The organism is Rhodococcoides navarretei, from assembly GCF_038069675.1.
Taxonomy (GTDB): Bacteria; Actinomycetota; Actinomycetes; order Mycobacteriales; family Mycobacteriaceae; genus Rhodococcoides; species Rhodococcoides navarretei.
In genome coordinates, this window is the sequence record NZ_JBBPCN010000001.1 from 4,155,416 (window position 1) to 4,177,324 (window position 21,909).

Below are 21,909 nucleotides of genomic sequence, written 5' to 3' on the forward strand. Positions count from 1 at the left end.
GCACGAGGAAAGGAACTCACATGAGCTTCATCGACAAGGCCAAGAATGCAGCAGAAGACGCCATCGGCAAGGCGAAGGAAGTTGTGGGCGACGCCACGAACAACAACGACCTCGAGGCCGAGGGCAAGAAGGACCAGGGTTCCGCAGGAGTGAAGAAGGTCGGCGAGAACATCAAGGACACCTTCAAGTAAGTCGTACTCGCGAGGGCCGTCGATCTCCTGATCGACGGCCCTCGCTGTGTTCTCGGGTGTCGCGGCCGATGCACTTCGGTTCTAGGTACAACCTCCTGATGACAACGTATAAAGTGCACGGAGTCGACATTGTCGGCCGATACGGGCGTCCAGCAGAAGGCGTGTTCGTGGATCTCTCCGGCGAAAGGCGGCGGAGGTCTTGTGCGAGAGGACTCTCTGAATGTCGCAACCATCGACCGGTGTACAGCTTCCCGGGTCTTCCCCCGCATCGTCGCTCGCCGAATTCGCGCGCTCCCTGCGCGACACCCGTCGGTCGATGCCGGAGACGGTGAGCGAGATTCTGCGCACAGCGATCCGGCTCATCCCGGGCGCGACCGTGGGATGTGTCACCACGGTGCGCAAAGGCGTGCGTACCGTCGTAGCGTCAACCGACCCCCTTGCGGAGAAGCTGTGTCGGCTTCAGTACGAGCTCGACGAGGGCCCGATTCCCACCGAGGTTCGCCACTTCGACGTCGTCGTATCGCACGACCTCACGGCGGAACCGAGATGGCCGGAGTTCGCGGTTCTGGCCGTGAAAGAGGGCTTCAAGTCCTTGGCGGCATTTCAGCTCTTCAGCAATGCCGGTGACCTCGGTGCGTTGATTTTCTACAGCGACGAGCAGGGGGCCTTCGACACCGACGCGGTCGAAATCGGCGAAGCACTCGCAGCGCATGCCGCCATCGCGATGCTCAGCGCCCGCGACAACGAGCAGTTCCGGGCCGGTCTGGCCAGTCGAGACATCATCGGCCAGGCCAAGGGCATGATCATGGAGCGCTACGACCTCGACGCGGTTCAAGCGTTCGACCTTCTGGCCAAGCTGTCCCAGCAACAGAATCTCCCTCTGCACCGGGTGGCTCGTGATCTGGTGGAGACCGACCACCCGACGAACTCGACCTTCTGACGACCCGGCGGGGTTTCGATTCGCTGCTCGCGAGGAATGGCTGTCAGTGGTATCTGCAGGCAACAAGCGATACCCGCGGGCGGTTATGTCGTTGAGACAACAGCGATCGACCGCCCGTCGCTACCGCTCTGGTTGACAACTCGGACACCACCATGTTCGACGCCTGTCCGGGTCACCCGGTATCTCGGCAACCACTCGAATCGACGTCCCACACCGCAGGCACGGCTGCCCGGCTCGACCGGCGACCCAGTGCGAGCGACCCTTTCGGGTGTCTCCGGTGGTCACCTGCATCGCGCCCGGCACTGTCGCCGAATGACGCATCGCTCGTTCGAGCAGCGCTACCAGACGCTGCGCGTCGACATCACCCGACGGCGTCCACGGCCACAGCCCGCGGAGAAAGCACAGCTCGTTGGCCCACAAGTTTCCCGGACCGGCGATCACCCGCTGGTCCAGCAGCGTCGACACGATCGGCCGTCTTCCCTGAGCGGCAATGTTGCCAGCTCCGAGTTCGGCGTCGAACACCGGATGCAACGGGTCCGGTCCGAGATCTGCGATCAACGCATTCATGTCCCCGGTCCATCCGTAGTCGACCACGGGCAGCAGAATTCCGTAGGCCGTCGGCCCGTCGACCACGGCGAGCCGAACGCGAACGTCGGGTCGGACGCGCTGCGGAATCGATCGGCCGGCCCGCACCACCGTCCACGATCCGCTCATTCGTAGATGCGTGTGCAGCGTCGTGTCGTCGTCGAAATCGGTGAGCAGATGCTTGCCGTGCGTCCGATGCGCGACGACGCGTCGCCCGGCCAGATTCTCCACTGCATGCGCAGGTACCTGCAGTCTTCCGGCCCGCAACAGTGCGCCATCCAATGCTCGACGCAACCTCGCGGCCAACACGAACACGGTGTCACCTTCGGGCATGATCTCTGGGTATCCCGCTCGAACGGAACGCAATCGCCCCCGCGGGCGGCAATTCTGCATTCGTCGCCCCTTCTGTAGCAGATTGCTACACTGGAAATTGCCGCCGAAAAGGGAGTAGCCGTGACCAACGTCGCAGACCGGGTGACTCGTTTCCCATCGGACCTCGTGGACGATGCTGCTGCCGAAGGTGCGCGAGAGAACCGCTCGGCAAGACAACAATTGGAACACTGGGCCCGCATCGGCCGTGAAGTGTCGACTCAGAGGGGAATCCCTCGCCGACGAGTCGAAGCCGCGCTCGCCGGCCGAACCCCTCTTTCCGACTTATCGCCGGAAGAGGGAGTTGTGTTCAACGCCGAGACGGCGGCAGCACTCGAAGAATCTCTCACCAGCGGCAACCACCTCGCCGAGCGCACCGCGCAGGGTCGAACGACCGTGTTCCTCGATGATCACGGTCGGGTTGTGAAGCACCTTCCCGACGGTACCCAGATCGTGTTGTGAGACGTCTCGATCTGATTGTCGGACCGAACGGATCAGGCAAGACGACGTTCGTCGAGCAGAGATTGTTTCCGATCTTGCCGATGAGCACCTTCGTCAACGCCGACATCATTGCGAAGCAGAACTGGCCGGATTCTCCGGAACACCATTCTTACGAAGCAGCCAAAATCGCTGCACACATTCGTGATTCGCTCGTCGAGCGAGGTGAGTCGTTCATCGCCGAGACCGTGTTCTCGCATCCGTCCAAGCTCGATTTCGTCGCCGCGGCGAAGCAAGCAGGTTATGTCGTTGTGCTTCACGTGATCATGGTCCCTGTCGAGTTGTCTATTGCGCGAGTTGCTGTGCGGGTCGAAGAAGGGGGCCACCACGTGCCGGAGGACAAGATTCGCGAGAGATACACACGATTATGGCCCTTGGTTTCACGGGCGATCGATCTGGCAGATCAGTCGACCGTGTACGACAACTCGCGGCCGGATGTGACCGCAATCGTCGCTCGCTACGTCGAGGGCGACGCTGTCGGCGACACGCACTGGCCGGCGTGGGCCCCGAAAGAGCTCATCGACAGACCGTGAGCCTACGGTGCCACCGACGACCGAAGAATTCCCGACGGCGTCGGCCGCAACACCGATGCGAGTTCGGCCAGGGGAACCGGCGCCTCGACGAGGGCTTCCCACGGATACGTCGCACCGGTGTCGTGCAGGAAGGCAACGGCCTGGTGGAGGTGCCGCGGCTCGTAGTTGTGGATGCCGGTGATGGTCAGCCAGTTTCGGACCACTGCTTCGGGGTCGACGGTGATCGGCGGGCCCGGAGCGACCGATCCGGCGAGCACGAGCCGCCCACCGACATCGAGCCGCTCCGACGCCGCCTGCACAGCCGAGGACGATCCGGAGAAGTCGATCGCCACATCCGTCCGTGCACCGTCGTCCGCCGCGGCCCCGAACGCACAAGAGTTACTCTGCCGCTCCGGATCTCGATCGAGAACCGACACCGATGCTCCTCGCTCGCTCGCCGCCGCGGCGGCGGTGACCCCCAGCATTCCGACCCCGACGATCAGTACTCGTCGGCCGTCGAGATCACCCGCCGCCTCGAGAGCCGCCATCACCGTCGCCGTTGCACAGGCAGCGGGCGCGGCGACGGCATCGGGCATGGTGTCGGGAACCCGAGCCACCGTGGTTCCACGCGGGACCACGATGTGTCGGGCATAGGAGCCGCTGAGAACCCAAGGGCTCTCGGCGGACTCGTGCCCCACCTTGCGCACAGCCGAGCATTTGGCCGTGAAGCCGGACGTGCACCGGGCGCACCGACCGCAGGGCACGGTCACCGACCAGACGATCCGATCACCCACCTCTGCAGACGACGTCGCATCACCGACGCCAACCACGCGACCGACGGCCTCGTGCCCGAGTACCGACGGGCACGCACCGGTGCGGCGTCCCGACACCGTGTGAAGATCGCTCCCGCACACCGTCGCGAGGTCGACGCGCACCAGCAGGTCACCCGACTCGAGCGCGGGAATCTCGATGTCCCACATGTCGATCCCGCTCCCCGTCCATACGGCGGCCTGTGTCAGACCAACAGTGATCTGATCCATCCGGAGATCCTTTCCACGATGTACACGACGACGAAGATGACGAGAACGATCGCACCGGCGACGTCGAAGTTAAGCGTACGAATCGACTCGAAGAGCAGGAAGCCGATACCGCCTGCACCGACTATCCCCAGGATGGTGGAGGTACGAATGTTCACGTCGAGCAAATACAAGCTCGAACCGACCATCCCCGGAATCGCCTGCGGAACCACGGCACTCAGTGTCCGATTCCACCAACCACCGCCGACCGACGCCACTGCTTCGAGAGGACCGGGATCGATCTCCTCGATCGCGTCGGCGACAAGTTTGCCGAGGAATCCGACGGATCCGATGGCCAATGCGCAGGTTCCCGCCACCGGGCCGAGTCCGAGCGCCGCGACGAACACGACGGCAAGGATGAGCTCGGGGACAGCGCGAACGAGCAGGATCCACGATCTCGCGATCCAGTACACCGCGGGGTGCGGAGTTGCGTTGCGCGCAGCCAGAACTCCGACGGGTATCGACAGTACGATACCGATTGCGGTGGCCACGACTCCGATGGCGACGGTCTGTACGGCGGCATCGAACAGGTCCGCTCCCAGCGCGGAGAAGTCCGGTGGGACCATTCGCCCGAACACCTCGATCGAGGGCCCGATCCACGTCAGAAGCGAGCGCGGATCCAATTCGAGAACAACGAACGACGCCACGACCGCGAAGACGAGCACAGCCGACGCCCCGATCCGCATCTGTCGATCGCGCTGCGGACCGGCCGCGGACGGCACGAGCAGCATCCGGCGAAGGGCCATCGCTGCCAATTCCATCGCGGCGATGATCACCAGGATCACCAGCACGATTCCGAGAGCGCGCGGGTAGATCAGTCCACGCAGAGCGTCCTGCAGGGCGAATCCGATACCGCCCGCCCCGACGAAGCCGAGGACCACCGACATGCGCAGGTTGATGTCGATTCGATAGACGAAGGCTCCGATCCACGCCGGAACGACCTGCGGTACAACGGCGTTGATCATCTCTCGGTAGTAGCCGGCCCCGGCGGCTCGGAGCGCCTCTCGCGGTCCCACGTCGGTCTCTTCGATGGCGTCGGCGAACAGCTTGCCGAGCATACCGATGGAATGCAGTGCGAGAGCGAGGATGCCGGGTAGCACCCCGATTCCCAACGCCCTGACGAACAGCACCGCGAACAGCAGATCCGGCATCGCCCGGCAGAAGGTGATGACAGCGCGAGCGATGCTGTACAGAACCGGGTGCGGCGAGGTGTTCCGTGCCGCGAGAAACGCCAACGGTACCGAGACGATCGCTGCGAGCACGGTGCCCAGGACTGCCATCAGCAATGTATCGAGTGCGAGAGAGACGATCCTGCCGGTGTCGTCGACCCGGGGCGGCAGCATCCGCTCGAGCAGGTTGCCGACATCCTCCAGACCGTCGATCAACGTCGTCGGCGCGAAGTCGATGTAGCCCGCCGAGAGCACGGTGAGAACGAGGGCGGCGACGCCCAGCGCCGGGAACAGCCATCGAGGTCGCCGCGGACCATCCTGTGCTGCAGTGTTCGTCGGCTTCGGATCGACGGTGACGGTCATGTCGGTGCCACCGTGGTGATGTTTCCGGGGTCGGGCGCGATCCGCTGATAGATCGGCATGATGTCCTCACGCTGGAGGCCGTCGGCCGGGCGATCGAGCACCACCCGACCGTCTCGGAGACCCACGAGTCGATGCGCCCAGCCGAGCGCGAGATCGACCTGATGCAGGGTGCACACCACGGTCAGCTTCTCCTCGCTGCACACCCGCTGCAACAGATCCATCACCACGCCCGCATTCTCCGGGTCGAGCGAGGCAACCGGCTCGTCCGCGAGCACGATCCGCGGACGCTGCATCAGGGTGCGGGCGATCGCCACCCGTTGCTGCTGCCCGCCCGACAGCGTGTCGGCACGCCGTTCGGCGAAGTCCGCCAACCCGACTCGGTCGAGGCACGCCCGGGCTTCCTCCCGCATTGCTTTCGGATAGGTCAGCGCGCCGTATCGCGGAATCGACAGGCGGCCGATGCCCCCCACGAGTACGTTCTCGAGGCAACTCAACCGACCGACGAGGTTGAAGTGCTGAAAGATGAACCCGACATCTCGGCGCAGTTCACGTACACGGCGGCGGTTCGCAAGATCGACACGAATGTCGAGGGCGGAGACGCTCCCCGAGGTGACGGGATGCAGGCCGTTGATGCACCGCAACAGTGTCGACTTCCCGGAGCCCGAAAGCCCGAGCAGAACCAGCATTTCACTGCGGTGCACGTCGAGGTTCACATCCTGCAACGCGGTGGTCGACCCGAACGTCTTCGTCACGTTGCGGATGCTGACCACCACGTCACGGGGGTCCATCGGTGCGGACTTCATCAGCCCGCGCACTTCTCGGAATCGGTGACCTCGCATACGTGGCGCACGCCGTCGTAGTCGCTGTCCTCGGCCGGCACGACCCCCCAAGCGTCCTCATCGGTGATCCGGCATTCCTCGGCGCAGATGCCGTCCGCGATGAAGGCATCCGAGTTCATGCCCTCGCTGAAGACGTCTTCGAGCTTGGCGATGGCCTCGGTACCCAGATCGTTGTTGGCGGCGAAGAGCGAGCCGGCGATCATCTCGGACTTCCACACCGTCTCGAGCTCACCGGGTGCCAGTTCACCGTTGTCGATCATCGTCCGGTCGACCATGGTGTCGAACGCGAATCCGGCGTCGCAGTCTTCGGCCTTGACGGCAAGTGCCGATGCATCGTGTCCGCCGGCGTAGATCGGGGTCATCGCCGCGGAGATGTCGGCCTCGGAACCGGAGGCGATCACGTTGTTCTCGATCAGTCCCGCTGTGGGGTAGAGGAATCCGGAGGTGGAGCTCGGATCGACGAAGCAGACTTTCTTTCCCGCATAGTCGGCGAGGCCGTTCACCGAGGCGTTGTCCGAGCGAGTGATTCCGTACGACTGGTAGCCGGGAGGAGTTCCTTCATCCTGGACGACCGCGCCGAGCGGCGTCATGTCGGCACCGTTGATGCCCGCAACGACATAGGCGAAGGGACCGAAGAACGCGATGTCGACGTTGCCCGCGATCAGGCCCTCGACCACACCGGCGTAGTCCGAGGCCTGGATGAACTCGACGCTTGCTCCGGTCTCGTTCTCGAGCCGCTCGATGACGGGGTCGTAGCTGGCCTTCAGGTCGGTCGAGTTCTCGGCGGGAATTGCTGCGAGAGTGATGGTTTCGGGGAATCCCTGCTCGGTGGTGGCTCCGTCGGAGGAGCTCGAACAACCGGCTGCGACCAGAGCCGCAGCAGAGAGCATGGCCGCGGCGGTACCGGCACGACGGCGAGAGGTGATGATCATGGCGTGGTGTCCGTTCGGGGTGTGGTGGATGATCAGGGCAGAACGATGGGGGGAAGGTCGGCGACGCTGTCCAGAACGTGAGTCGCACCGGCCTCGCGCAGCTGGTCCTCGGAGTGAGCTCCGGTGAGCACACCGACCAGCAGAGATGCGCCGGCTCGGCGACCGGACAGAATGTCGCTCGACGTGTCACCGACGACGGCGACCGAGGAAATGTCGGTCACCTCGGCGAGCAGTGCGGCCGAGAGCACGAGATCGGGGTGCGGACGGCCACGACCGGCACTCCCGGGTGCGAGGAAGGCGTCGGGCAGATCCCGCCAGCCGAGCGCGTCGATGATGCGATTCTGGGTGGGTACCGAAAATCCGGTCGTCAGGACGACGGTGATTCCGGACTCGCGAAGCTTCGTGATCGCCTGGGCCGCACCGGGTACGGGTGAGACCCCGTCGTCGATGCGCGCGTCGTAGGCCGACTCGAAGGCGCGGTTGGCGGCCTGGGCGCGGTCCTCCGTTCCGAACAGGGCACGGAAGACCTCGATCTTGGACTGACCCATCGTGTCCAGGACGTAGCGACGGGCGTCATCGCGTTCCGGACCGGCGTCGGCAAGTCCGACTGCGGTGGCAGCGGCATCGAACGATTCGAGTACCAGACCGTCGTCGGTGACAGTGGTTCCGGCCATGTCGAGGACGACGAGTTCGATGGCGGTGCTGGCGTTCGGGCTGGTGGAGTTCGGCATGGGCACGAGACTGCCGTTTGGTATAGACCATCGCGTAGAACCCCGGTGAACGGATCGTGAACGTCGAGCGACAATTAGGTCTAGACCAATTGATGCTATGGTCGATACATGGTTGTGGACTCCGAACCTCGCGTTCTCAAGCACCAGATCGTGCGGAGAAGTCTGGACGCCATGCTCGACGGCATGTCGGCAGGCGACGCGTTTCCTTCCGAGCGTGATCTCGCCGAACGATACGACGTGTCCCGCGAGACACTGCGTCAAGCAATCCGAGAGCTGTTGGTAGCCGGTCGAATCGAACGACGGGGCCGTGCGACGGTGGTTGCCGAACCCAAAGTGGTGCTGCCGTTGGCGATCGGCTCGTACACCGAGGCCGCGCGCGAGAAGGGTATGAGCGCTACTCGAATTCTGGTCGGCTGGGACGTGTTCCGAGCCGACGACGTTCTGGCGGATCTACTCGGAGTCGAGACAGGTTCGGAGGTGGTGCAACTCGAACGCGTCTTCACCACCGGCGACGTTCGAGTGGGACTGGAAACGACTCGCATACCCGCGTATCGAATTCCGGGGTTGCAGAGCAGTTTCGATCACCGTTCGTCGCTGTATGCCGAATTGGCAGCACGGGGAGTCACTTTCGGACGCGTCGTCGATACCATCGAAACCGTCCTCCCCGACGCCCGAGAAGCAGCGCTGCTCACCGTCGACACCCGGACACCGATGTTTCTGCTCGGCCGGGTCTCGTACGACACGGACGGGGTTCCTATCGAACACCGACGGTCGCTCTATCGCGGAGACCGGATGACCTTCACCGCCGTAATGAACGCCTGACATGACCTCTCGAGAAAGACGCTGCTCATGACATCCACTTACGACGTCGTCGTCGTCGGGGCCGGCATCGTCGGCCTCGCCCACGCCTACCACGCTCACCGGCGTGGACTCACCGTGGCGGTCGTCGATCATACCGATCGCGTCGCAGGTGCCTCGGTGCAGAATTTCGGACACGCCTGCATCACAGCGCAATCCGATACTGCACTGGCCTACGCCCGAGCCGGCCGCAGCCACTGGCTCGACCTCGCCCGCACAGCAGGCTTCTGGGCTGCGGAATCGGGGACACACTGCGTAGCCCGGCACGAGGACGAGTTCGCGGTGCTCGAGCAGTTCGCCGAACTGCGGGGTGCGGAGCAGGCACAACTGCTGGACCGCACCGCGATACTGGACCGACTTCCCATTGCCGACACCGATGTGGTCGGCGGCATGTATCTGCCGCTCGACATCCAGGTGGACCCACGTGCAGCCGCCCCCGCCATCGGACGTTGGCTCGAGAGTTCCGGCGTGGATTTCCACTGGCGAACTGCGGCAACGTCGTTCACCCCGGGCGTCGTCCACACCTCGCGCGGCAACCTGCATGCCGGCACCACGTTCGTCACCGTCAACCACGACATCGATCGCCTGTTTCCCGAAAGCGCCGAACGCAGCGGACTGATGCGGTGTCGACTGCACATGCTGCGCGCCACCCTGCCGCTGCGTGCTCCGCTCCCCTCTCCCCTGTTCACCGGCTGGTCACTGCTCCGGTACTCGGGCTTCGAGAACCTGCCCGCCGTCGCAGACGTCGCCGCTCGCCTGCAGGCCGAGTATCCCGGCTACGTCGAACTCGATCTGCACCAGATGTACACCCCACAACCGGACGGGTCGATTCTTCTGGGCGACACCCACGTTCGCGAGATCACCACATCACCGTTCCAGAGCGAGGAGGGATTCCAGGTGCTGCTCACCGAAGCGAAGGCGCTGTTCGGCGTCGACCGCGTCGACGTCACCGAGCGCTGGCAGGGCACCTATTGCTCGGCACCGGGTTCGGAGTTCCTGCTCGAAGAACCCGTTCATGGCGTGCACATCGTCACCGTCACCACCGGGATCGGTATGACCACCAGCATGGGACTGGCCCTGGCCGGAGTGGACAACGCTCTGATGCGGGCCTGATCACCCGAACAAGCTCTGACCTAGATAGCCACCTTCCGCTACTCCCGGCAGTATCGCGAACACGGCAGACCCGATCGGCGTCGTCCATTCGTTCAGCGCATCGAATTCGTCGAGGCGCTGTTGAATCGGCAGGAACTGGGTGAGCACATCGCGCTGATAGCTCGCGAACAGCAGACCGGAGTTCGAGACCGACCCTGGATCCGGTGGATCGTCGTAGTTGTACGCGCGCCTGAAGATTCGCTCGCCGTCGTGAGTGTGCCGCGCCCGAGCAATGTGGGAGGACGGCGGGATGACCGGAATACCGAATCGATCGGTCGCGTCGAAATCGGCCTCGTCGAACTCGTCGGTTCCGGTCAACGGCGCACCGGTGTCGAGGGTTCGCCCCACCGACAGTTCCCGGCCGGGTCGATCCAGCTCGTCCCAGGTGTCCATCTCGATTCGGATGCGCCGCAACACCATCGACGTTCCATGTTTCATCCAGGGCTGATCGCTACCGTCATCCCAGACCAGACCGTCGAAGTCCGTGCTTCCTGCTGCGGGATTGACGGTGCCGTCGACCTGTCCCATCAGATTGCGCATCGTGGTGCCCGATTCCTCGGTACCCCGCGACCGCCGGAATCCGCGCTGTGTCCAGGCGATCGTCACCAACGAGCGAACGTTCTTGGTGAGTACCCGCACTGTGTGTGCCACGGTGACGGGATCGTCCGAGCACACCTGCAGCAGCAGATCGCCGCCGGTGAATCCCGGTTCCAGACGGTCGATTCCGAAGGCAGGCAGCGGTGCCAGCCACGACGGCCGCCGGTCCGGCAGACCGATCGCATCGAATACGCCGGGGCCGAGGCCGACGGTCACCGTCAAGCGGGCGGGCCGAAGCGCCAGTTCGGCTTCGGTATCGGCCAGCGCGGGCGCACCGGCAGTCAGCCGCCCGATATCTTCGGTCCACACTTTCAGGATCCCGATCAGCTCGTCGCGCCCGACACGATCCTGCAAATTCAACCCGACGAACGTCGAGTGTGCTTGCGGCGGAACGGTATCGATTCCTGCCTGATGCAGTCCGCGCCACGGCACCGTGTTGCTTCCGGTGACCGTCTCCTCAGCTCGGTCGGTCATTCCGTAACCGGTCGCGGCTCCCACGCCCGCGACGCCGAGCGCGGCGACGCCTCCACCGAGGAGGCGTCGCCGGCTCAGCGAACGCGGTGACCGGTTCGCGTTCTCAGCCACCGTGCGCCGGCGCAGGGGTCGCCGACCCGTCCATGTTCATGTTCATGGTGCCGGGCTCGTAGTTCTCCTGAGCACCGGCGAAGTCGCGGACCTGAGCGGTGAACGTCGTCGACGACGCATCCTCGAACTCGAGGGTGAACTCTGTGTCGGCTCCGGGGGTCAGCGGCGATGTCACGTCCATCAGCATCAAGTGATCACCGCCCGCGGCGAGCACATGCGTGCCGCCCGCCGGAATGACGAACCCGCCCTCCTTGGGCCGCATCATCATGGCACCGTCGGCCCCGGTTGCCATCTCGTGCAGTTCCATTCGGCTCGATGCCGGTGACGATGCACCGACCACGTGCACATCGGAGTCGCCGGTGTTCTGTAATTCGGCGAATGCCGCCGTCATACCGGAGTCGGCCGCTTTGACCCATTGCTCGCGGACGACGACGGAATCGGATTCCTTCGCCGCGGCGGCCGGCTCGTTGCTCGAGCATCCGGTGAGAATCAGGCCGGTGACCGACAGTGCAGCCATCAGCGTCGAGGTACGTCGGGACAGGTTCATACGAGTTCGCTTTCATGTTGGGAAGCAGTGGAATTGGCTGTTCTGGTTCGTGCTCGACGGACCGATCCGAGGATCATGTCGACGGCGAGGAACGCAACCAGGCTGAGCCCGAGGAGTGGGACGAACCAGCCGACAGCGACCGCGACCACCGACAGTACGACCGCCGCGATCGGCGAGATGCGGCGAATACCGCCACGCAGCGGCGGCCGCCCCGCGATGAGACCGGTCGCCTTGGTGGGGCGGCGTTTCCACCACATCATGTAGCCGCGCACGATGACCGATGCAAGGGCGACTGCGAGAGCAAGCAGGGCAAGCTGATTGGCCACACCGAAAAGCGTGCCCATGTGCAGCTGAATACCCCAGGCCGACAGCTTGGCCGCCAGTGGCCAGTCCGAGAAGTACTGAGTGTCGATCACCGTGCCGGTACTGCCGTCGATCGAGATGGAGTTGTTCGACATCACCCAGGGCTGACGCGTTTCGGCGACGACGAACGCCGTGTCGTCCGACGCAGGGATCGACGCCTCCACTGCTCCGTCGACGGCGTTGGCTTGTGCAATGTCGAGGACCGAATCGATACGCCCGACGTTGTTTTCGATTGTCGACGCATCGGCCGGCATCTCCATCGAATGCCCGCCGTGACCGGAATGATCGCTCGTCGCCGCGTCGGACGAACCGATCGTCTTCGTGACGGCGGGGGTGGTCCAGCTCAGTGCCGACCGCAGCTCGGTGACGTTCTCACCCGCGTAGGTGGACCAGGTCAGACCGGTGGCGGACAGGAAGATCAGACCGACAGCAATCCAGATGCCAGCCACGCCATGCCAGTTCAACGACCGGTTGCGCCCCTTCGACTGTCGATCGAAGGTGAGCAATCGAGCCTTGTCGCGATTGCGTCGATAGCGCTCGAACCACAGGTAGAGGCCACCGAGCGCGATCACCCACAGCCAAGAGGCCGCCAGTTCGCTGTAGAGGCGACCTGGCTCCCCCAGATGCAGGTGCCGATGCAACTCGGATATCCAGGTACGCAACGGCAATGCGCTGGACGAGCCGTAGACCGCCAGTTCGCCGACGGACGTCGCGGTGGCAGGGTCGACGAAAACGGCCAGCCGCTGGGATTCGCCGAGGCTCGGGTCGGTGAACAGCACCCGAGTGGTGTCGCCTGCCTCGGCTGCGGGGCGGACGGCGGCGACGGTGAGGTCCGGCCGCTCGGCCTGGGCCGCCCGGATCTGTTGTGCGACCGGCACGGCTGGGCCGGTCGAGTCCACCTGGACGTAATCACGGTAGACGAGTTGTTCGAGGGTAGGCGCAACGGCGTAGAGGCCGCCGCTGATAGTGGCGATCAGGATGAACGGCGCAACGAGGATGCCTGCATAGAAGTGCAGCCGCAGGATCAGCGGACGCCAGCTACGGGGACTGGTCGGGCGGGTGGGCGGGGAAGGATCGGCGACGCGTTCCATTTCCGGTGTGGACACGAGGACTCGTTTCGTGAAGGCATGAGTGGGCGCGCAGGTATGCGCGAGGTGGCATCGCACGACGAATCGAGCCGTGCGTAGACGGCGCGAATTCACGACAGTGCGAGGTACAGGATCGAATGCGGCAACAACCCACTACCCGACGCCTGACGAGCAGGGCGAGTGAGACGGTGGGCTGTGCTCAGGCAGTACGAGCCGGTGGTCCTCGGTTCCCACAACCCGAGAGGTCGAGCAGGAGCGTCGATCCCGGGATCCGATACACCGGGAGCGGCGGAGCGATGCGATTCTCGTCGACAACGAGTGCCGTCAGTAGAGGCAGAGCCCTGCGCAGCGAGGTGACTGCACGCCGGATGCCGTGTTCGGCTCCGCGGATGGCGAGTGCGCCGACCAGGACGGCGACGGCGTGCGCGGCGAGCATCTGCTGGGTGAGCATCGAACCGTGGTGGTGACCGTCGACGACGGTGAGCAGCAGGTGGCCGATCGACTGCGCTACCGCCAGAATCACCAGCAGTTGGACGCGAGGTGCACCGAGCCGCGGTGCCACTGCGGTCGCGTATCCGACGGCAGCGCACGCGAGTGCCAACAGCACGATCGCGGCGTCGGACGGGGGCATCCCGCCACCCATGGTGTGGGCAGAGGCGGTGATCAACGCCGAGAGTCCGCCCACGGAGGCACCGCGCAGAGGCGCGAATCCATCCGTTGGCGCAGACATGGACGGAAGCTTACTACCAACTACACCGAGTAGTAGCTCGAGGCACGTGGTCGCAGGAAGCCGATCCGACGGTCTTTTTCCGGACGGTTATCCTGATCTTCGGTACTCGAACGATCAACGGTCGAGCCTCGGGATCGAGAGTGGACGTATATGGCAGAGAATTCGGACGCGGCTCAAGCGCGGGTGTTCGCCGACATGCTGACCACCGAGATCGCCGCCGCGTCCACTCGAATCGAGGAGTCCCAGCAACTCGCCCGCAAGGCACAGCGAGTCGGCGATTCGCGCAGTCACGTATGGCACAGCGACGAAGCGCAGACGCAGAAGAAGTCACTGTACGAGTTGCATCGCCAGCTGGATGCCCTGAGAAATCGATTCCCCACCGTGGATGCCGGCTCGGGAGCATCCATCTAAAACGCCCGATCCCCCGGGAGACCGATGTTCGTCGCGGAGTGATCTGCGGGTCAGGCCTTCCCTACGACCGCGCTGATCAGCTCGGCCAGTTCCCCAGTCGCCTCCTCGGGCTTCAGCGATCCGGATACTGCCGCCTGTGACAACGCTTCCGCTGCTCCGAAGATCGCGGTGATCGACGGTGCCGGAATCTCACCGGAGGGGCAGTACGGCTCGAGAATCGACCGGCAGCGTTCGGAGTACGCGCGTTCCGCCGAGCGTTTGACCTGTTCGAGTTCGGGCGAACCCTCCAGTGCCGCAAGCACACCCGTCAGCTCACGCCCCTGAGCCAACGCGCAGCCCACGTACGAGTCGGCGATGGCGCGGGCACGCCCGTCCAACGACGCGGCCGCGGAATCGAGGGACTCCTCCAGCATCACCGTCTGCCGGTCGTCGAATTCCGTGAACAGCGCGGCCAGGAGTTCGGCGCGCGAGGCGAAATGGCTGTACACCACCGGTTTAGCCACACCGGCATGTTCGGCGAGTCGTCCCAGCGTGAGGGCATCCGCCCCCTCTGCTCGCACGAGAGCCCACGAGACCTCGACCAACTGGTCGTATCGGTCCGAGCGAGACAGTCGCGTCCGAGCCATCGGAGACCTCCTTGCGCTATATACGAATAGTAACCTACTCTTGGTACATAGCCGTTTCACCTCACCGAAGGAACCAGCCATGACCGCACTCGTCGTAGTCTCCCATTCCGACCCCGGCTCCCTGACCCACCACGTCGCCCGATCCGTATCGGACGCGATCCGCACCGCAGGCGGCACCGTCGAGACGGCCGATCTCGCCGCCGAGGGCTTCGATCCACGATTTTCCGACGGCGATCTGAATCTGTTCCGGGGCACAGGAACGACACCCTCGGACGTGCTTGCCGAGCAAGAAAGAATCGACCGCGCCGATCAGTTGGTACTGATCTTTCCCATGTACTGGTGGTCCATGCCCGCCCTGTTGAAGGGGTGGATCGATCGGGTCTTCGTCAGCGGATGGGCCTACGACATCACCGCCGAATACGGCATCGTCAAGAAGCTGGATCGACTCACCGTCCACCTGGTCGTCCTGGCAGGCGACGACGCCGACAGCTTCGAGCGCCACGGGATCGACGTGGCCTTCCGGACGCAGATCGAACGCGGAATCGTCGAATACTGCGGTGCAACAGTCGGATCGACGACCTTCCTGCACGAAACCGATACCAGGAGTCGCGAGGATCTCGCTGCCGAGGTCGCCGATCTGGGTTCTGTCCTGGCCGCCCGAGTGGCCGGTAGCCAGAAGGTCCTGGCCCACTGACAGCCCCGTCACGCGTCGAGAGTCACGCCCCCGAGCTGTGCGACCAACCACTCCACCGTCGACGTGCGCACTGCCGCAGCATGATCGGTGAACAGCTCGAAGTGCGATTCGGGATAGGACACGTACTCGACGGTATCGACGTCGGCGAGCGCCTTACGCACTCGCGAGGGCGGAGTGATGGTGTCCGATTCGGCGAGGATTGCCAGGACCGGGACGGTGAGACGGGCCGCGGCCTTGCGGGTCGACCACCGCAACATGGCCGGTAGCGAGGCGACGGTCACCTCGTTGCGGTAGTTCTCCGCGCCGCGCGCCATTTCTTCCGCCCATTCGTAGGCTCCGTCCGAGTTCATCGTGGCGACCTCACCCGGCCGTCCCGCCGCCGGGATGGTCAGGCCCGGTCTCCGGAACAGTCGCCGTAGTGCGTCCCGAACGATGACCGGCGCGAGCTCGACATTGCTGGTGGGAGTGAGGTGGATGAACGGGATGATCGCGGCCACCGCTTTCACTCGGTGGTCTGCCGCGGCCACAGCAATGGCGTGCCCTCCGGACATGCTGGTTCCCCACACCGCAATTCGCTCGGAATCGATACGCGGGTCACGTGCCAGCACGTCGAGAGCGGCGTGGAAGGACCGCAGTTGCTGAGGTAGATCGATGTGCTGGCGTACGTCACCGCCGCTCGCGCCGAACCCGGGGTAGTCGAAGGCAAGTGAAGCGACCCCCCTGGCGGCGAGCTCTGCACTGTAATCCGGTATCAGCATTTCCTTGACTCCGGCGAACCCCGGGGCCGTGAACACTGCCGGGCACGGCACGGCGTCTTCACGCTCGGGCAAGGTCAACGCGGCGGCTACTTCGATACCGTCCACCGTGAACGTCATCTGTTCGTCGCCCATCGCCCACCCCTCGGTCCCGATCCCCCGGCGACCTCGATCGTAGCTTCTCGCTATCGGTTCCACGTCGGATGTCGATCGGGGGGATCGCGATTCGACCCTGGACAATTCCGGAACTCAGATCCAACAGCACTGGAACAAGCGGGCTTTCGAGAACGGCAACTGCAGAACAGAGCGCGGACCGTGCGGTCGCGTCGCGTTCCTCGATGCGCCCGTGCCATTCACGAAAGACATAGGAGGCTCGCTACCAGGTTGCGGACACGTCGACCCCGCCGTCGAGTTGTGCCGTTCGAGGAGCATTGTGCCCCAACACGAGCCGTTCGGCACCTTCAGGTCCAGAAGTCCTGACCCGACATCCGAAACCCGCGAATTCACGATTATCGCGATCGACTCGGGGCCTTACGATGACATGGACTTTCGAGAACTGACTCCTCGAACGCTCACACGTCGAACGACACCGAGTTTCCGCCCGCCCGCTTCGCGGCGTACATCGCAACGTCCGCTCGGCTCCAGGCTCCGCGGAAGTCACGAGCAACGGAGGTGCCCTCGAGGTGAGCACCGCCGACGCTGACGGTGACGCCCACCTCCGAGTCTGCTGCCAGCCGTGTCTGTAGATCGGTGACCTGTTCGATCGCCGCGACTGTGTCGACGTAGGTGAGGATCGCAAATTCTTCGCCGCCGGTACGCGCGGTGATGGCGGGCGGCGGGAATGCCGCGTCGATCGCCTCGGCCGTCACTCGAAGTACGACGTCACCGTGTGCGTGCCCGAACCGGTCGTTCACGAGCTTGAACCCATCCAGATCGACAACGAGCACAGCCGCTGTGCTGCCGTGCTCGTCCGGGTCGTTGCCTCGCTGAGTGATCGCCGCGTCCAATCCTCGTCTGTTCCTCAGCCCGGTCAGCGGATCGTAGAAGGCAGTGGCCGCATCGCTGCGCAACAACAACAGAAGTGACTGGGTCAGTATCGGCGCAGAGAACAGGATCAGGGTCAGAAGAATCAGATAGGCGTACGCCAGCACCACATCGGCCGCAGGCTCCATGACAGCCCTGAACAACAGTGCTCCGGTTACCGCGACGGACCAGGTCTGATGACCCACGAACATCTTCGGACTGTGAAAAACCGCGATGTAGCTGCCGATGATCCCGAGGGCCGCTGCTCCGGGCAGCGCAACGAACGGATCGGCCAGCAGGAACAGCAGGGCCGCGATCGTGACCTCGATGTAGACGACGAACAACCTGGACATCGTCTCGGTAGGAAACGGTCCGCGGACCCACGCCAGTCCGACCAGCGTGTTCGCCGCTGCGATCGCATAGCCGGCTTTCTCGGCAGAACCGGAGTCGAAGCCAGCAGGAGTATGAGCAGCGGCGACGCAGAGTACCGCGAAGAACCAGCACCAGATGCCCACCGCGACGTGTACGTGGCTCAGCAGCGGGCTCATCCGATGGTAGGCGGCCGACCAGGCGAAATCGGCGGGAAACGACCACCATCGTCGAAGCAGATGCATGTGGATGTGGCCTTCGGGTACGAGGGTGACGTCACCACGACTCGACACTCGTGCACCGAGCCGACCCCGAGTCCCGTGGCGACGGGATCAGTCTGCCAGGGGACGCGAGGCTCGCGGAAACCGGAACGATGTAATGCCTTCGCCGAGTCAGGCGGGAGTGAGACGGAAGATCGGGAATCGTCGCCCTTCGGCTGTCTCGACGTACTTCGCGAACCCCTCGGACGCGTCCAAGAATTTCTGCCAGTTCGCGTCCCACTCGTCGTCGGGGATTTCCGACACGGTCACCGAGATGGTTCGAACGTCCCCGTCGCCGGGAACCTCGATGTCGATGGCAGGGTGTGCACGGAGGTTGTGCACCCAGGCGGGATGTTTCGGCGAGCCGGCCGCTGATCCGACGATCAACCAGCTGCCGTCCTCCGAGATCGCCATCAATGGGTTCAACCGAATCTCGCCGCTCTTGGCACCGATGGAGTGCAGGACGACGAGCGCATCACCGAAGCCCGCCGTGGCCACGTGGCCGCCGTTCTTCCGAAATTCGTCGATGATCGCCTGGTTGAAGTCGGTCATGCGTCGAGTATGCCGCGCATCACGCCGGTTCGGAGTCGAACCCTCGGGACGATTTCCCTCCACGAAGGCCAAAGGTTAGCCTGTGCTCATGCGCGCCTCGGGCGCGCTGCGCCGTCGGGTGAAACCCGGCGGCTCGTTGCTGTGTGAACCCGAAGGACATTCCACGTGCTCAACGTTCGTCGCCGCGCAGGCACCCTCTCCGTCGCGGCCGCACTGGTCGGATCGCTCGTCGCGTGCGGAGCGTCCGAGGAGGTACCCGACGTGGCCGCGGCGGCCACCGATGGCGGAACCTCGTATCCGCTGACGATCGAGAACTGCGGAGAGTCGGTCACCTTCACCTCTGCCCCGCAGCGAGTGGTCTCGCTCGATCAGAACTCCACCGAAATTCTTCTCTCACTCGGCGTGCAGGACCGGATGATGGGCACCGCGTCGTGGACCGATCCGGTCCGCGAGAACCTCGCCGACGCGAACGCATCGGTTCCCCGGTTGGCAGACAACGCCCCGACCTACGAGGTCGTCGTCGACACCGAGCCCGACCTCGTCACCGCGTCGTTCGGACGACACTTCGAGCAGGGTGGCGTCGCGCAGCGTTCGCGCTTCACCGAAACCGGTGCCGCCACGTATCTTTCACCGACCGACTGCGACGCCGGCCGCAGCGTCAACGGGGGCAACACCCGAACGACGCCGCTCACCATGGAGTCGCTGTACCAGGAGATCACCGAACTCGCGGCGATCTTCGACGTCAACGAGCGCGGTGCCGAGTTCGTCGACGAACTGAAGACCCGCATGGCCGACGCCACCGCGACCACAGCGAATTCGGATGTCTCCGTGGCATTCTGGTTTGCGGACACCAAGAGCCCGTACATCGCAGGCGGACTCGGCTCGGCCGATCTGCTCGCCAGAACGGCAGGGATGACGAATGTCTTCGCCGATACCGTCGACGATTGGCCCGCCGTCGGTTGGGAGACCATGGTGGATCGGGATCCGACCGTTCTCGTACTGGGCGACCTGGCGCGCAACCGTTTTCCCGGTGACCTGCTCGCCGACAAGATCGCATTCCTCGAGTCCGACCCCGTCACCAGCACGATGGCCGCCGTTCGTGACAAGCGCTACATCTCACTGCACGGCGCGGAGATGAACCCGTCGATCCGGGCCGTCGACGGCGTCGAAAAGGTGTCCGCCGGACTGCGCGAACTGGGACTGTCGTCCTGACCGCGACCGTCGCCCCGCGACCCACCGTCCAGCGCTCGCAGACCTCCCGCCACCTGTGGCGTTGGGTGTTGGCCCTGCTGGGCGGTGTCGTGCTGTGTGTGGTGTCGATTCTCGTCGCCATCACGCTCGGGCCGGCGAACATCTCACTGGTCAACGTCCGCGATGTGGTGCTCAATCATCTCGGCATCACCGACGTCCCGGTGAAGGTGTCCAAGAATGCGATCGTCTGGGAGGAACGGCTGCCCCGCGCGCTGGTCGCCGCCGCCAGCGGCGTCGGGCTCGGTATCTGCGGCGTCATCATGCAGTCGCTTCTGCGCAATCCGCTGGCTGATCCGTTCGTGCTCGGGGTGTCCTCGGGCGCGTCGACGGGAGCCGTCGTGGTCGGCGTTCTCGGTGTCGGCGGTGCCGCACTCGGACTGTCCGGCGGTGCGTTCATCGGCGCGCTCGTCGCGTTCGCTCTGGTGCTCTTTCTCGCCCGCATGTCCGGTAGCGGAAACGACCGCGTCATTCTTGCCGGTGTCGCAACCACCCAATTGTTCTCTGCGCTCACCTCGTTCGTGATCTTCGCGTTCGCGGATTCCGACGAGACCCGCGGCGTGATGTTCTGGCTTCTCGGATCGTTCGAGGGAGTGCGTTGGAACGACGTCGTGCTATGCGTGACGGTGGCGGGCATCGGCGCGGTGGTGTGTTGCTACTACGCGTACGTGCTCGACGCGTTCGCGTTCGGCAACTCGGTGGCGTCCTCGCTGGGCTTCGACGTCAAGAAGGTACGCCTGGCACTTCTGGTCGGAACCGCCCTGATCACCGCGACATTGGTCAGTGTGGCCGGTGCCATCGGATTCGTCGGCCTCATTCTTCCGCACGCAGCGCGACTGTTGGTGGGACCGAACCACAGCCGCCTCGTGCCCACCACTGCCATCATCGGCGCGATCTTCATGGTGTGGGTCGACGCCGTCTCCCGCGTCGCGTTCGCCCCTACCCCACTGCCGGTGGGTGTCGGCACCGCACTGGTCGGCGTTCCCGCCTTCATCGCAATCATGGCTCGTAAGAGGGGAATTCGATGACCCTGCACGCGTCGAACGTCTCGTGGAAACGCGGCGGGGCTCTGGTGGTCGACGGAGTGACGCTGCACCCCACGCGCGGCAGCACGGTGGGATTGTTGGGGCCCAACGGTTCCGGCAAGTCCTCGTTGCTGCATCTGCTGGCCGGAGCCGCGTCACCCACCGCCGGTGTCGTCGAACTGGACGGCGCAGAACTCGGTTCGCTCAAACGCAAACACATCGCCCGCGCCGTCGCGGTCGTCGGACAGCACGCGCACACCGACGTCGACGTGACAGTCGGCGATGTCGTGCGTCTCGGACGTATCCCGCATCGCGGGGCGTTCGGTGGAAGCGACCTGGACGACGACGCAGTGGACGATGCGCTCGCGCAGACCGGACTCACCGACAAAGCGGATCGATTGTGGCGCACGCTCTCCGGCGGTGAGCAGCAGCGGGCGCACATCGCACGCGCACTCGCTCAGCAGCCCCGCGAGATGCTGCTGGACGAGCCGACCAATCACCTCGACATCCATCACCAGCTCGAATTGCTGGCCCTCGTCGCTCGTCTGCCCATCACCAGCATCGTCGCGCTGCACGACCTGAACCTGGCCGCGATGTTCTGCGACGAGGTGTTGGTGCTCCAGGACGGAAAGGTCGTCGCAGGCGGCACACCTGCGGACGTGCTGACCGAAGACCTCATCGCCGAGGTGTATCGAGTGCGGGCGCGAGTGTCCGTGGACGGCGACGACGGACGGGTGCACATCCGTTTCGATGCAGCGGCCGGGTACGAGACCGTCACGGGTAAGCAGAACACCAGCGTGACGGCAGCATCTCGCCCCTGA

General features: G+C 64.5%; 25 protein-coding genes. 11 read left to right on the forward strand and 14 right to left on the reverse strand.

Annotated features, from left to right (window positions below):
- Positions 1–20: 20 nt before the first annotated feature.
- Together AABD04_RS19510 and AABD04_RS19515 are read left to right on the forward strand one after the other, a co-directional pair.
- A complete protein-coding gene (locus tag AABD04_RS19510) occupies positions 21–191 on the forward strand; it encodes a CsbD family protein (RefSeq protein ID WP_243596365.1) in 171 nt (56 codons plus the stop codon).
- 220 nt (positions 192–411) lie between these two features.
- Complete coding sequence (locus AABD04_RS19515) at positions 412–1,131, forward strand: GAF and ANTAR domain-containing protein (RefSeq protein WP_341442186.1); 720 nt, start codon at positions 412–414, stop codon at positions 1,129–1,131.
- Positions 1,132–1,251: 120 nt separating this feature from the next.
- Here the strand turns inward: AABD04_RS19515 and AABD04_RS19520 are convergent, their stop codons facing one another.
- On the reverse strand, positions 1,252–2,049 hold the full coding sequence (locus tag AABD04_RS19520) for a DNA-formamidopyrimidine glycosylase family protein (RefSeq protein ID WP_341442187.1): 798 nt from the start codon (positions 2,047–2,049) through the stop codon (positions 1,252–1,254).
- Positions 2,050–2,169: 120 nt separating this feature from the next.
- Between AABD04_RS19520 and AABD04_RS19525 the strand changes: the two genes are divergently transcribed.
- Positions 2,170–2,547, forward strand: a complete 378-nt coding sequence (locus AABD04_RS19525) for a ParD-like family protein (RefSeq protein ID WP_243597374.1) — start codon at positions 2,170–2,172, stop codon at positions 2,545–2,547.
- Entirely contained in the window at positions 2,544–3,116 is a 573-nt protein-coding gene (locus AABD04_RS19530) for a zeta toxin family protein (RefSeq protein WP_335741946.1), read from the forward strand. The genes AABD04_RS19525 and AABD04_RS19530 overlap by 4 nt, the downstream gene beginning before the upstream one ends.
- A gap of 2 nt (positions 3,117–3,118) precedes the next feature.
- On the opposite strand, the gene AABD04_RS19535 is transcribed toward AABD04_RS19530, so the two are convergent.
- From AABD04_RS19535 to AABD04_RS19555, 5 genes are read right to left on the reverse strand one after another with little or no spacing between them, the layout of a single operon-like run.
- Positions 3,119–4,135 (reverse strand): zinc-binding dehydrogenase, encoded by a 1,017-nt coding sequence (locus AABD04_RS19535; protein ID WP_341442188.1) that lies wholly within the window; start codon positions 4,133–4,135, stop codon positions 3,119–3,121.
- Positions 4,111–5,703 (reverse strand): phosphonate ABC transporter, permease protein PhnE, encoded by a 1,593-nt coding sequence (phnE, locus tag AABD04_RS19540; protein WP_341442189.1) that lies wholly within the window; start codon positions 5,701–5,703, stop codon positions 4,111–4,113. The genes AABD04_RS19535 and phnE overlap by 25 nt, the downstream gene beginning before the upstream one ends.
- A complete protein-coding gene (gene phnC, locus AABD04_RS19545) occupies positions 5,700–6,506 on the reverse strand; it encodes a phosphonate ABC transporter ATP-binding protein (RefSeq protein WP_341442190.1) in 807 nt (268 codons plus the stop codon). The genes phnE and phnC overlap by 4 nt, the downstream gene beginning before the upstream one ends.
- Complete coding sequence (locus AABD04_RS19550; RefSeq protein WP_341442191.1) at positions 6,506–7,474, reverse strand: phosphate/phosphite/phosphonate ABC transporter substrate-binding protein; 969 nt, start codon at positions 7,472–7,474, stop codon at positions 6,506–6,508. Before AABD04_RS19550 ends, phnC begins: the two co-directional genes overlap by 1 nt.
- A gap of 32 nt (positions 7,475–7,506) precedes the next feature.
- A complete protein-coding gene (locus tag AABD04_RS19555) occupies positions 7,507–8,205 on the reverse strand; it encodes a phosphonatase-like hydrolase (RefSeq protein ID WP_341442192.1) in 699 nt (232 codons plus the stop codon).
- Positions 8,206–8,313: 108 nt separating this feature from the next.
- On the opposite strand from AABD04_RS19555, the gene AABD04_RS19560 reads away from it, so the two are divergent.
- Together AABD04_RS19560 and AABD04_RS19565 are read left to right on the forward strand one after the other, a co-directional pair.
- A complete protein-coding gene (locus AABD04_RS19560) occupies positions 8,314–9,027 on the forward strand; it encodes a GntR family transcriptional regulator (RefSeq protein ID WP_243608746.1) in 714 nt (237 codons plus the stop codon).
- 27 nt (positions 9,028–9,054) lie between these two features.
- Entirely contained in the window at positions 9,055–10,176 is a 1,122-nt protein-coding gene (locus tag AABD04_RS19565) for a TIGR03364 family FAD-dependent oxidoreductase (RefSeq protein WP_341442193.1), read from the forward strand.
- Here AABD04_RS19565 and AABD04_RS19570 read toward each other — a convergent pair whose 3' ends face one another.
- The 4 genes from AABD04_RS19570 to AABD04_RS19585 form a co-directional block, all read right to left on the reverse strand.
- Positions 10,177–11,397: a Dyp-type peroxidase gene (locus tag AABD04_RS19570; RefSeq protein WP_341442194.1), complete on the reverse strand. Its 1,221-nt coding sequence runs from the start codon at positions 11,395–11,397 to the stop codon at positions 10,177–10,179.
- A complete protein-coding gene (locus AABD04_RS19575) occupies positions 11,390–11,944 on the reverse strand; it encodes a copper chaperone PCu(A)C (RefSeq protein WP_341442195.1) in 555 nt (184 codons plus the stop codon). Before AABD04_RS19575 ends, AABD04_RS19570 begins: the two co-directional genes overlap by 8 nt.
- Complete coding sequence (locus AABD04_RS19580) at positions 11,941–13,413, reverse strand: PepSY-associated TM helix domain-containing protein (RefSeq protein ID WP_341442196.1); 1,473 nt, start codon at positions 13,411–13,413, stop codon at positions 11,941–11,943. Before AABD04_RS19580 ends, AABD04_RS19575 begins: the two co-directional genes overlap by 4 nt.
- 181 nt (positions 13,414–13,594) lie before the next feature.
- The gene (locus AABD04_RS19585; RefSeq protein WP_341442197.1) at positions 13,595–14,125 is read right to left on the reverse strand and encodes a hypothetical protein; all 531 of its coding nucleotides are present in this window, start codon (positions 14,123–14,125) and stop codon (positions 13,595–13,597) included.
- A gap of 150 nt (positions 14,126–14,275) precedes the next feature.
- Between AABD04_RS19585 and AABD04_RS19590 the strand changes: the two genes are divergently transcribed.
- Entirely contained in the window at positions 14,276–14,536 is a 261-nt protein-coding gene (locus AABD04_RS19590) for a hypothetical protein (protein WP_341442198.1), read from the forward strand.
- A gap of 50 nt (positions 14,537–14,586) precedes the next feature.
- On the opposite strand, the gene AABD04_RS19595 is transcribed toward AABD04_RS19590, so the two are convergent.
- A complete protein-coding gene (locus AABD04_RS19595; RefSeq protein ID WP_243597387.1) occupies positions 14,587–15,162 on the reverse strand; it encodes a TetR/AcrR family transcriptional regulator in 576 nt (191 codons plus the stop codon).
- 79 nt (positions 15,163–15,241) lie between these two features.
- Here AABD04_RS19595 and AABD04_RS19600 point away from each other — a divergent pair, with 79 nt between their 5' ends.
- On the forward strand, positions 15,242–15,856 hold the full coding sequence (locus tag AABD04_RS19600) for an NAD(P)H-dependent oxidoreductase (RefSeq protein WP_341442199.1): 615 nt from the start codon (positions 15,242–15,244) through the stop codon (positions 15,854–15,856).
- A gap of 8 nt (positions 15,857–15,864) precedes the next feature.
- Here AABD04_RS19600 and AABD04_RS19605 read toward each other — a convergent pair whose 3' ends face one another.
- The 3 genes from AABD04_RS19605 to AABD04_RS19615 form a co-directional block, all read right to left on the reverse strand.
- Positions 15,865–16,746 (reverse strand): alpha/beta hydrolase, encoded by an 882-nt coding sequence (locus AABD04_RS19605; RefSeq protein WP_341442200.1) that lies wholly within the window; start codon positions 16,744–16,746, stop codon positions 15,865–15,867.
- A gap of 437 nt (positions 16,747–17,183) precedes the next feature.
- Positions 17,184–18,296, reverse strand: coding sequence for a GGDEF domain-containing protein (locus tag AABD04_RS19610; RefSeq protein WP_341442201.1), 1,113 nt, complete (start codon positions 18,294–18,296; stop codon positions 17,184–17,186).
- Positions 18,297–18,395: 99 nt separating this feature from the next.
- Positions 18,396–18,815: a nitroreductase/quinone reductase family protein gene (locus tag AABD04_RS19615; RefSeq protein ID WP_341442202.1), complete on the reverse strand. Its 420-nt coding sequence runs from the start codon at positions 18,813–18,815 to the stop codon at positions 18,396–18,398.
- 165 nt (positions 18,816–18,980) lie between these two features.
- Here AABD04_RS19615 and AABD04_RS19620 point away from each other — a divergent pair, with 165 nt between their 5' ends.
- From AABD04_RS19620 to AABD04_RS19630, 3 genes are all read left to right on the forward strand, one after another.
- Complete coding sequence (locus AABD04_RS19620; RefSeq protein ID WP_341442203.1) at positions 18,981–20,027, forward strand: ABC transporter substrate-binding protein; 1,047 nt, start codon at positions 18,981–18,983, stop codon at positions 20,025–20,027.
- A gap of 65 nt (positions 20,028–20,092) precedes the next feature.
- Entirely contained in the window at positions 20,093–21,091 is a 999-nt protein-coding gene (locus tag AABD04_RS19625) for a FecCD family ABC transporter permease (protein ID WP_243608738.1), read from the forward strand.
- Complete coding sequence (locus AABD04_RS19630) at positions 21,088–21,909, forward strand: ABC transporter ATP-binding protein (RefSeq protein WP_341442204.1); 822 nt, start codon at positions 21,088–21,090, stop codon at positions 21,907–21,909. The genes AABD04_RS19625 and AABD04_RS19630 overlap by 4 nt, the downstream gene beginning before the upstream one ends.

Excerpts from the sequence above, each read along its gene's own strand:
- AABD04_RS19510 (WP_243596365.1), top strand. The coding sequence starts at position 21 with ATGAGCTTCATCGACAAGGCCAAGAATGCAGCAGAAGACGCCATCGGC.
- AABD04_RS19515 (WP_341442186.1), top strand. The coding sequence starts at position 412 with ATGTCGCAACCATCGACCGGTGTACAGCTTCCCGGGTCTTCCCCCGCA.
- AABD04_RS19520 (WP_341442187.1), bottom strand. The coding sequence starts at position 2,049 with ATGCCCGAAGGTGACACCGTGTTCGTGTTGGCCGCGAGGTTGCGTCGA.
- AABD04_RS19535 (WP_341442188.1), bottom strand. The coding sequence starts at position 4,135 with ATGGATCAGATCACTGTTGGTCTGACACAGGCCGCCGTATGGACGGGG.
- phnE (WP_341442189.1), bottom strand. The coding sequence starts at position 5,703 with ATGACCGTCACCGTCGATCCGAAGCCGACGAACACTGCAGCACAGGAT.
- phnC (WP_341442190.1), bottom strand. The coding sequence starts at position 6,506 with ATGAAGTCCGCACCGATGGACCCCCGTGACGTGGTGGTCAGCATCCGC.
- AABD04_RS19550 (WP_341442191.1), bottom strand. The coding sequence starts at position 7,474 with ATGATCATCACCTCTCGCCGTCGTGCCGGTACCGCCGCGGCCATGCTC.
- AABD04_RS19555 (WP_341442192.1), bottom strand. The coding sequence starts at position 8,205 with ATGCCGAACTCCACCAGCCCGAACGCCAGCACCGCCATCGAACTCGTC.
- AABD04_RS19560 (WP_243608746.1), top strand. The coding sequence starts at position 8,314 with ATGGTTGTGGACTCCGAACCTCGCGTTCTCAAGCACCAGATCGTGCGG.
- AABD04_RS19565 (WP_341442193.1), top strand. The coding sequence starts at position 9,055 with ATGACATCCACTTACGACGTCGTCGTCGTCGGGGCCGGCATCGTCGGC.
- AABD04_RS19575 (WP_341442195.1), bottom strand. The coding sequence starts at position 11,944 with ATGAACCTGTCCCGACGTACCTCGACGCTGATGGCTGCACTGTCGGTC.
- AABD04_RS19585 (WP_341442197.1), bottom strand. The coding sequence starts at position 14,125 with ATGTCTGCGCCAACGGATGGATTCGCGCCTCTGCGCGGTGCCTCCGTG.
- AABD04_RS19590 (WP_341442198.1), top strand. The coding sequence starts at position 14,276 with ATGGCAGAGAATTCGGACGCGGCTCAAGCGCGGGTGTTCGCCGACATG.
- AABD04_RS19595 (WP_243597387.1), bottom strand. The coding sequence starts at position 15,162 with ATGGCTCGGACGCGACTGTCTCGCTCGGACCGATACGACCAGTTGGTC.
- AABD04_RS19600 (WP_341442199.1), top strand. The coding sequence starts at position 15,242 with ATGACCGCACTCGTCGTAGTCTCCCATTCCGACCCCGGCTCCCTGACC.
- AABD04_RS19605 (WP_341442200.1), bottom strand. The coding sequence starts at position 16,746 with ATGGGCGACGAACAGATGACGTTCACGGTGGACGGTATCGAAGTAGCC.
- AABD04_RS19615 (WP_341442202.1), bottom strand. The coding sequence starts at position 18,815 with ATGACCGACTTCAACCAGGCGATCATCGACGAATTTCGGAAGAACGGC.
- AABD04_RS19630 (WP_341442204.1), top strand. The coding sequence starts at position 21,088 with ATGACCCTGCACGCGTCGAACGTCTCGTGGAAACGCGGCGGGGCTCTG.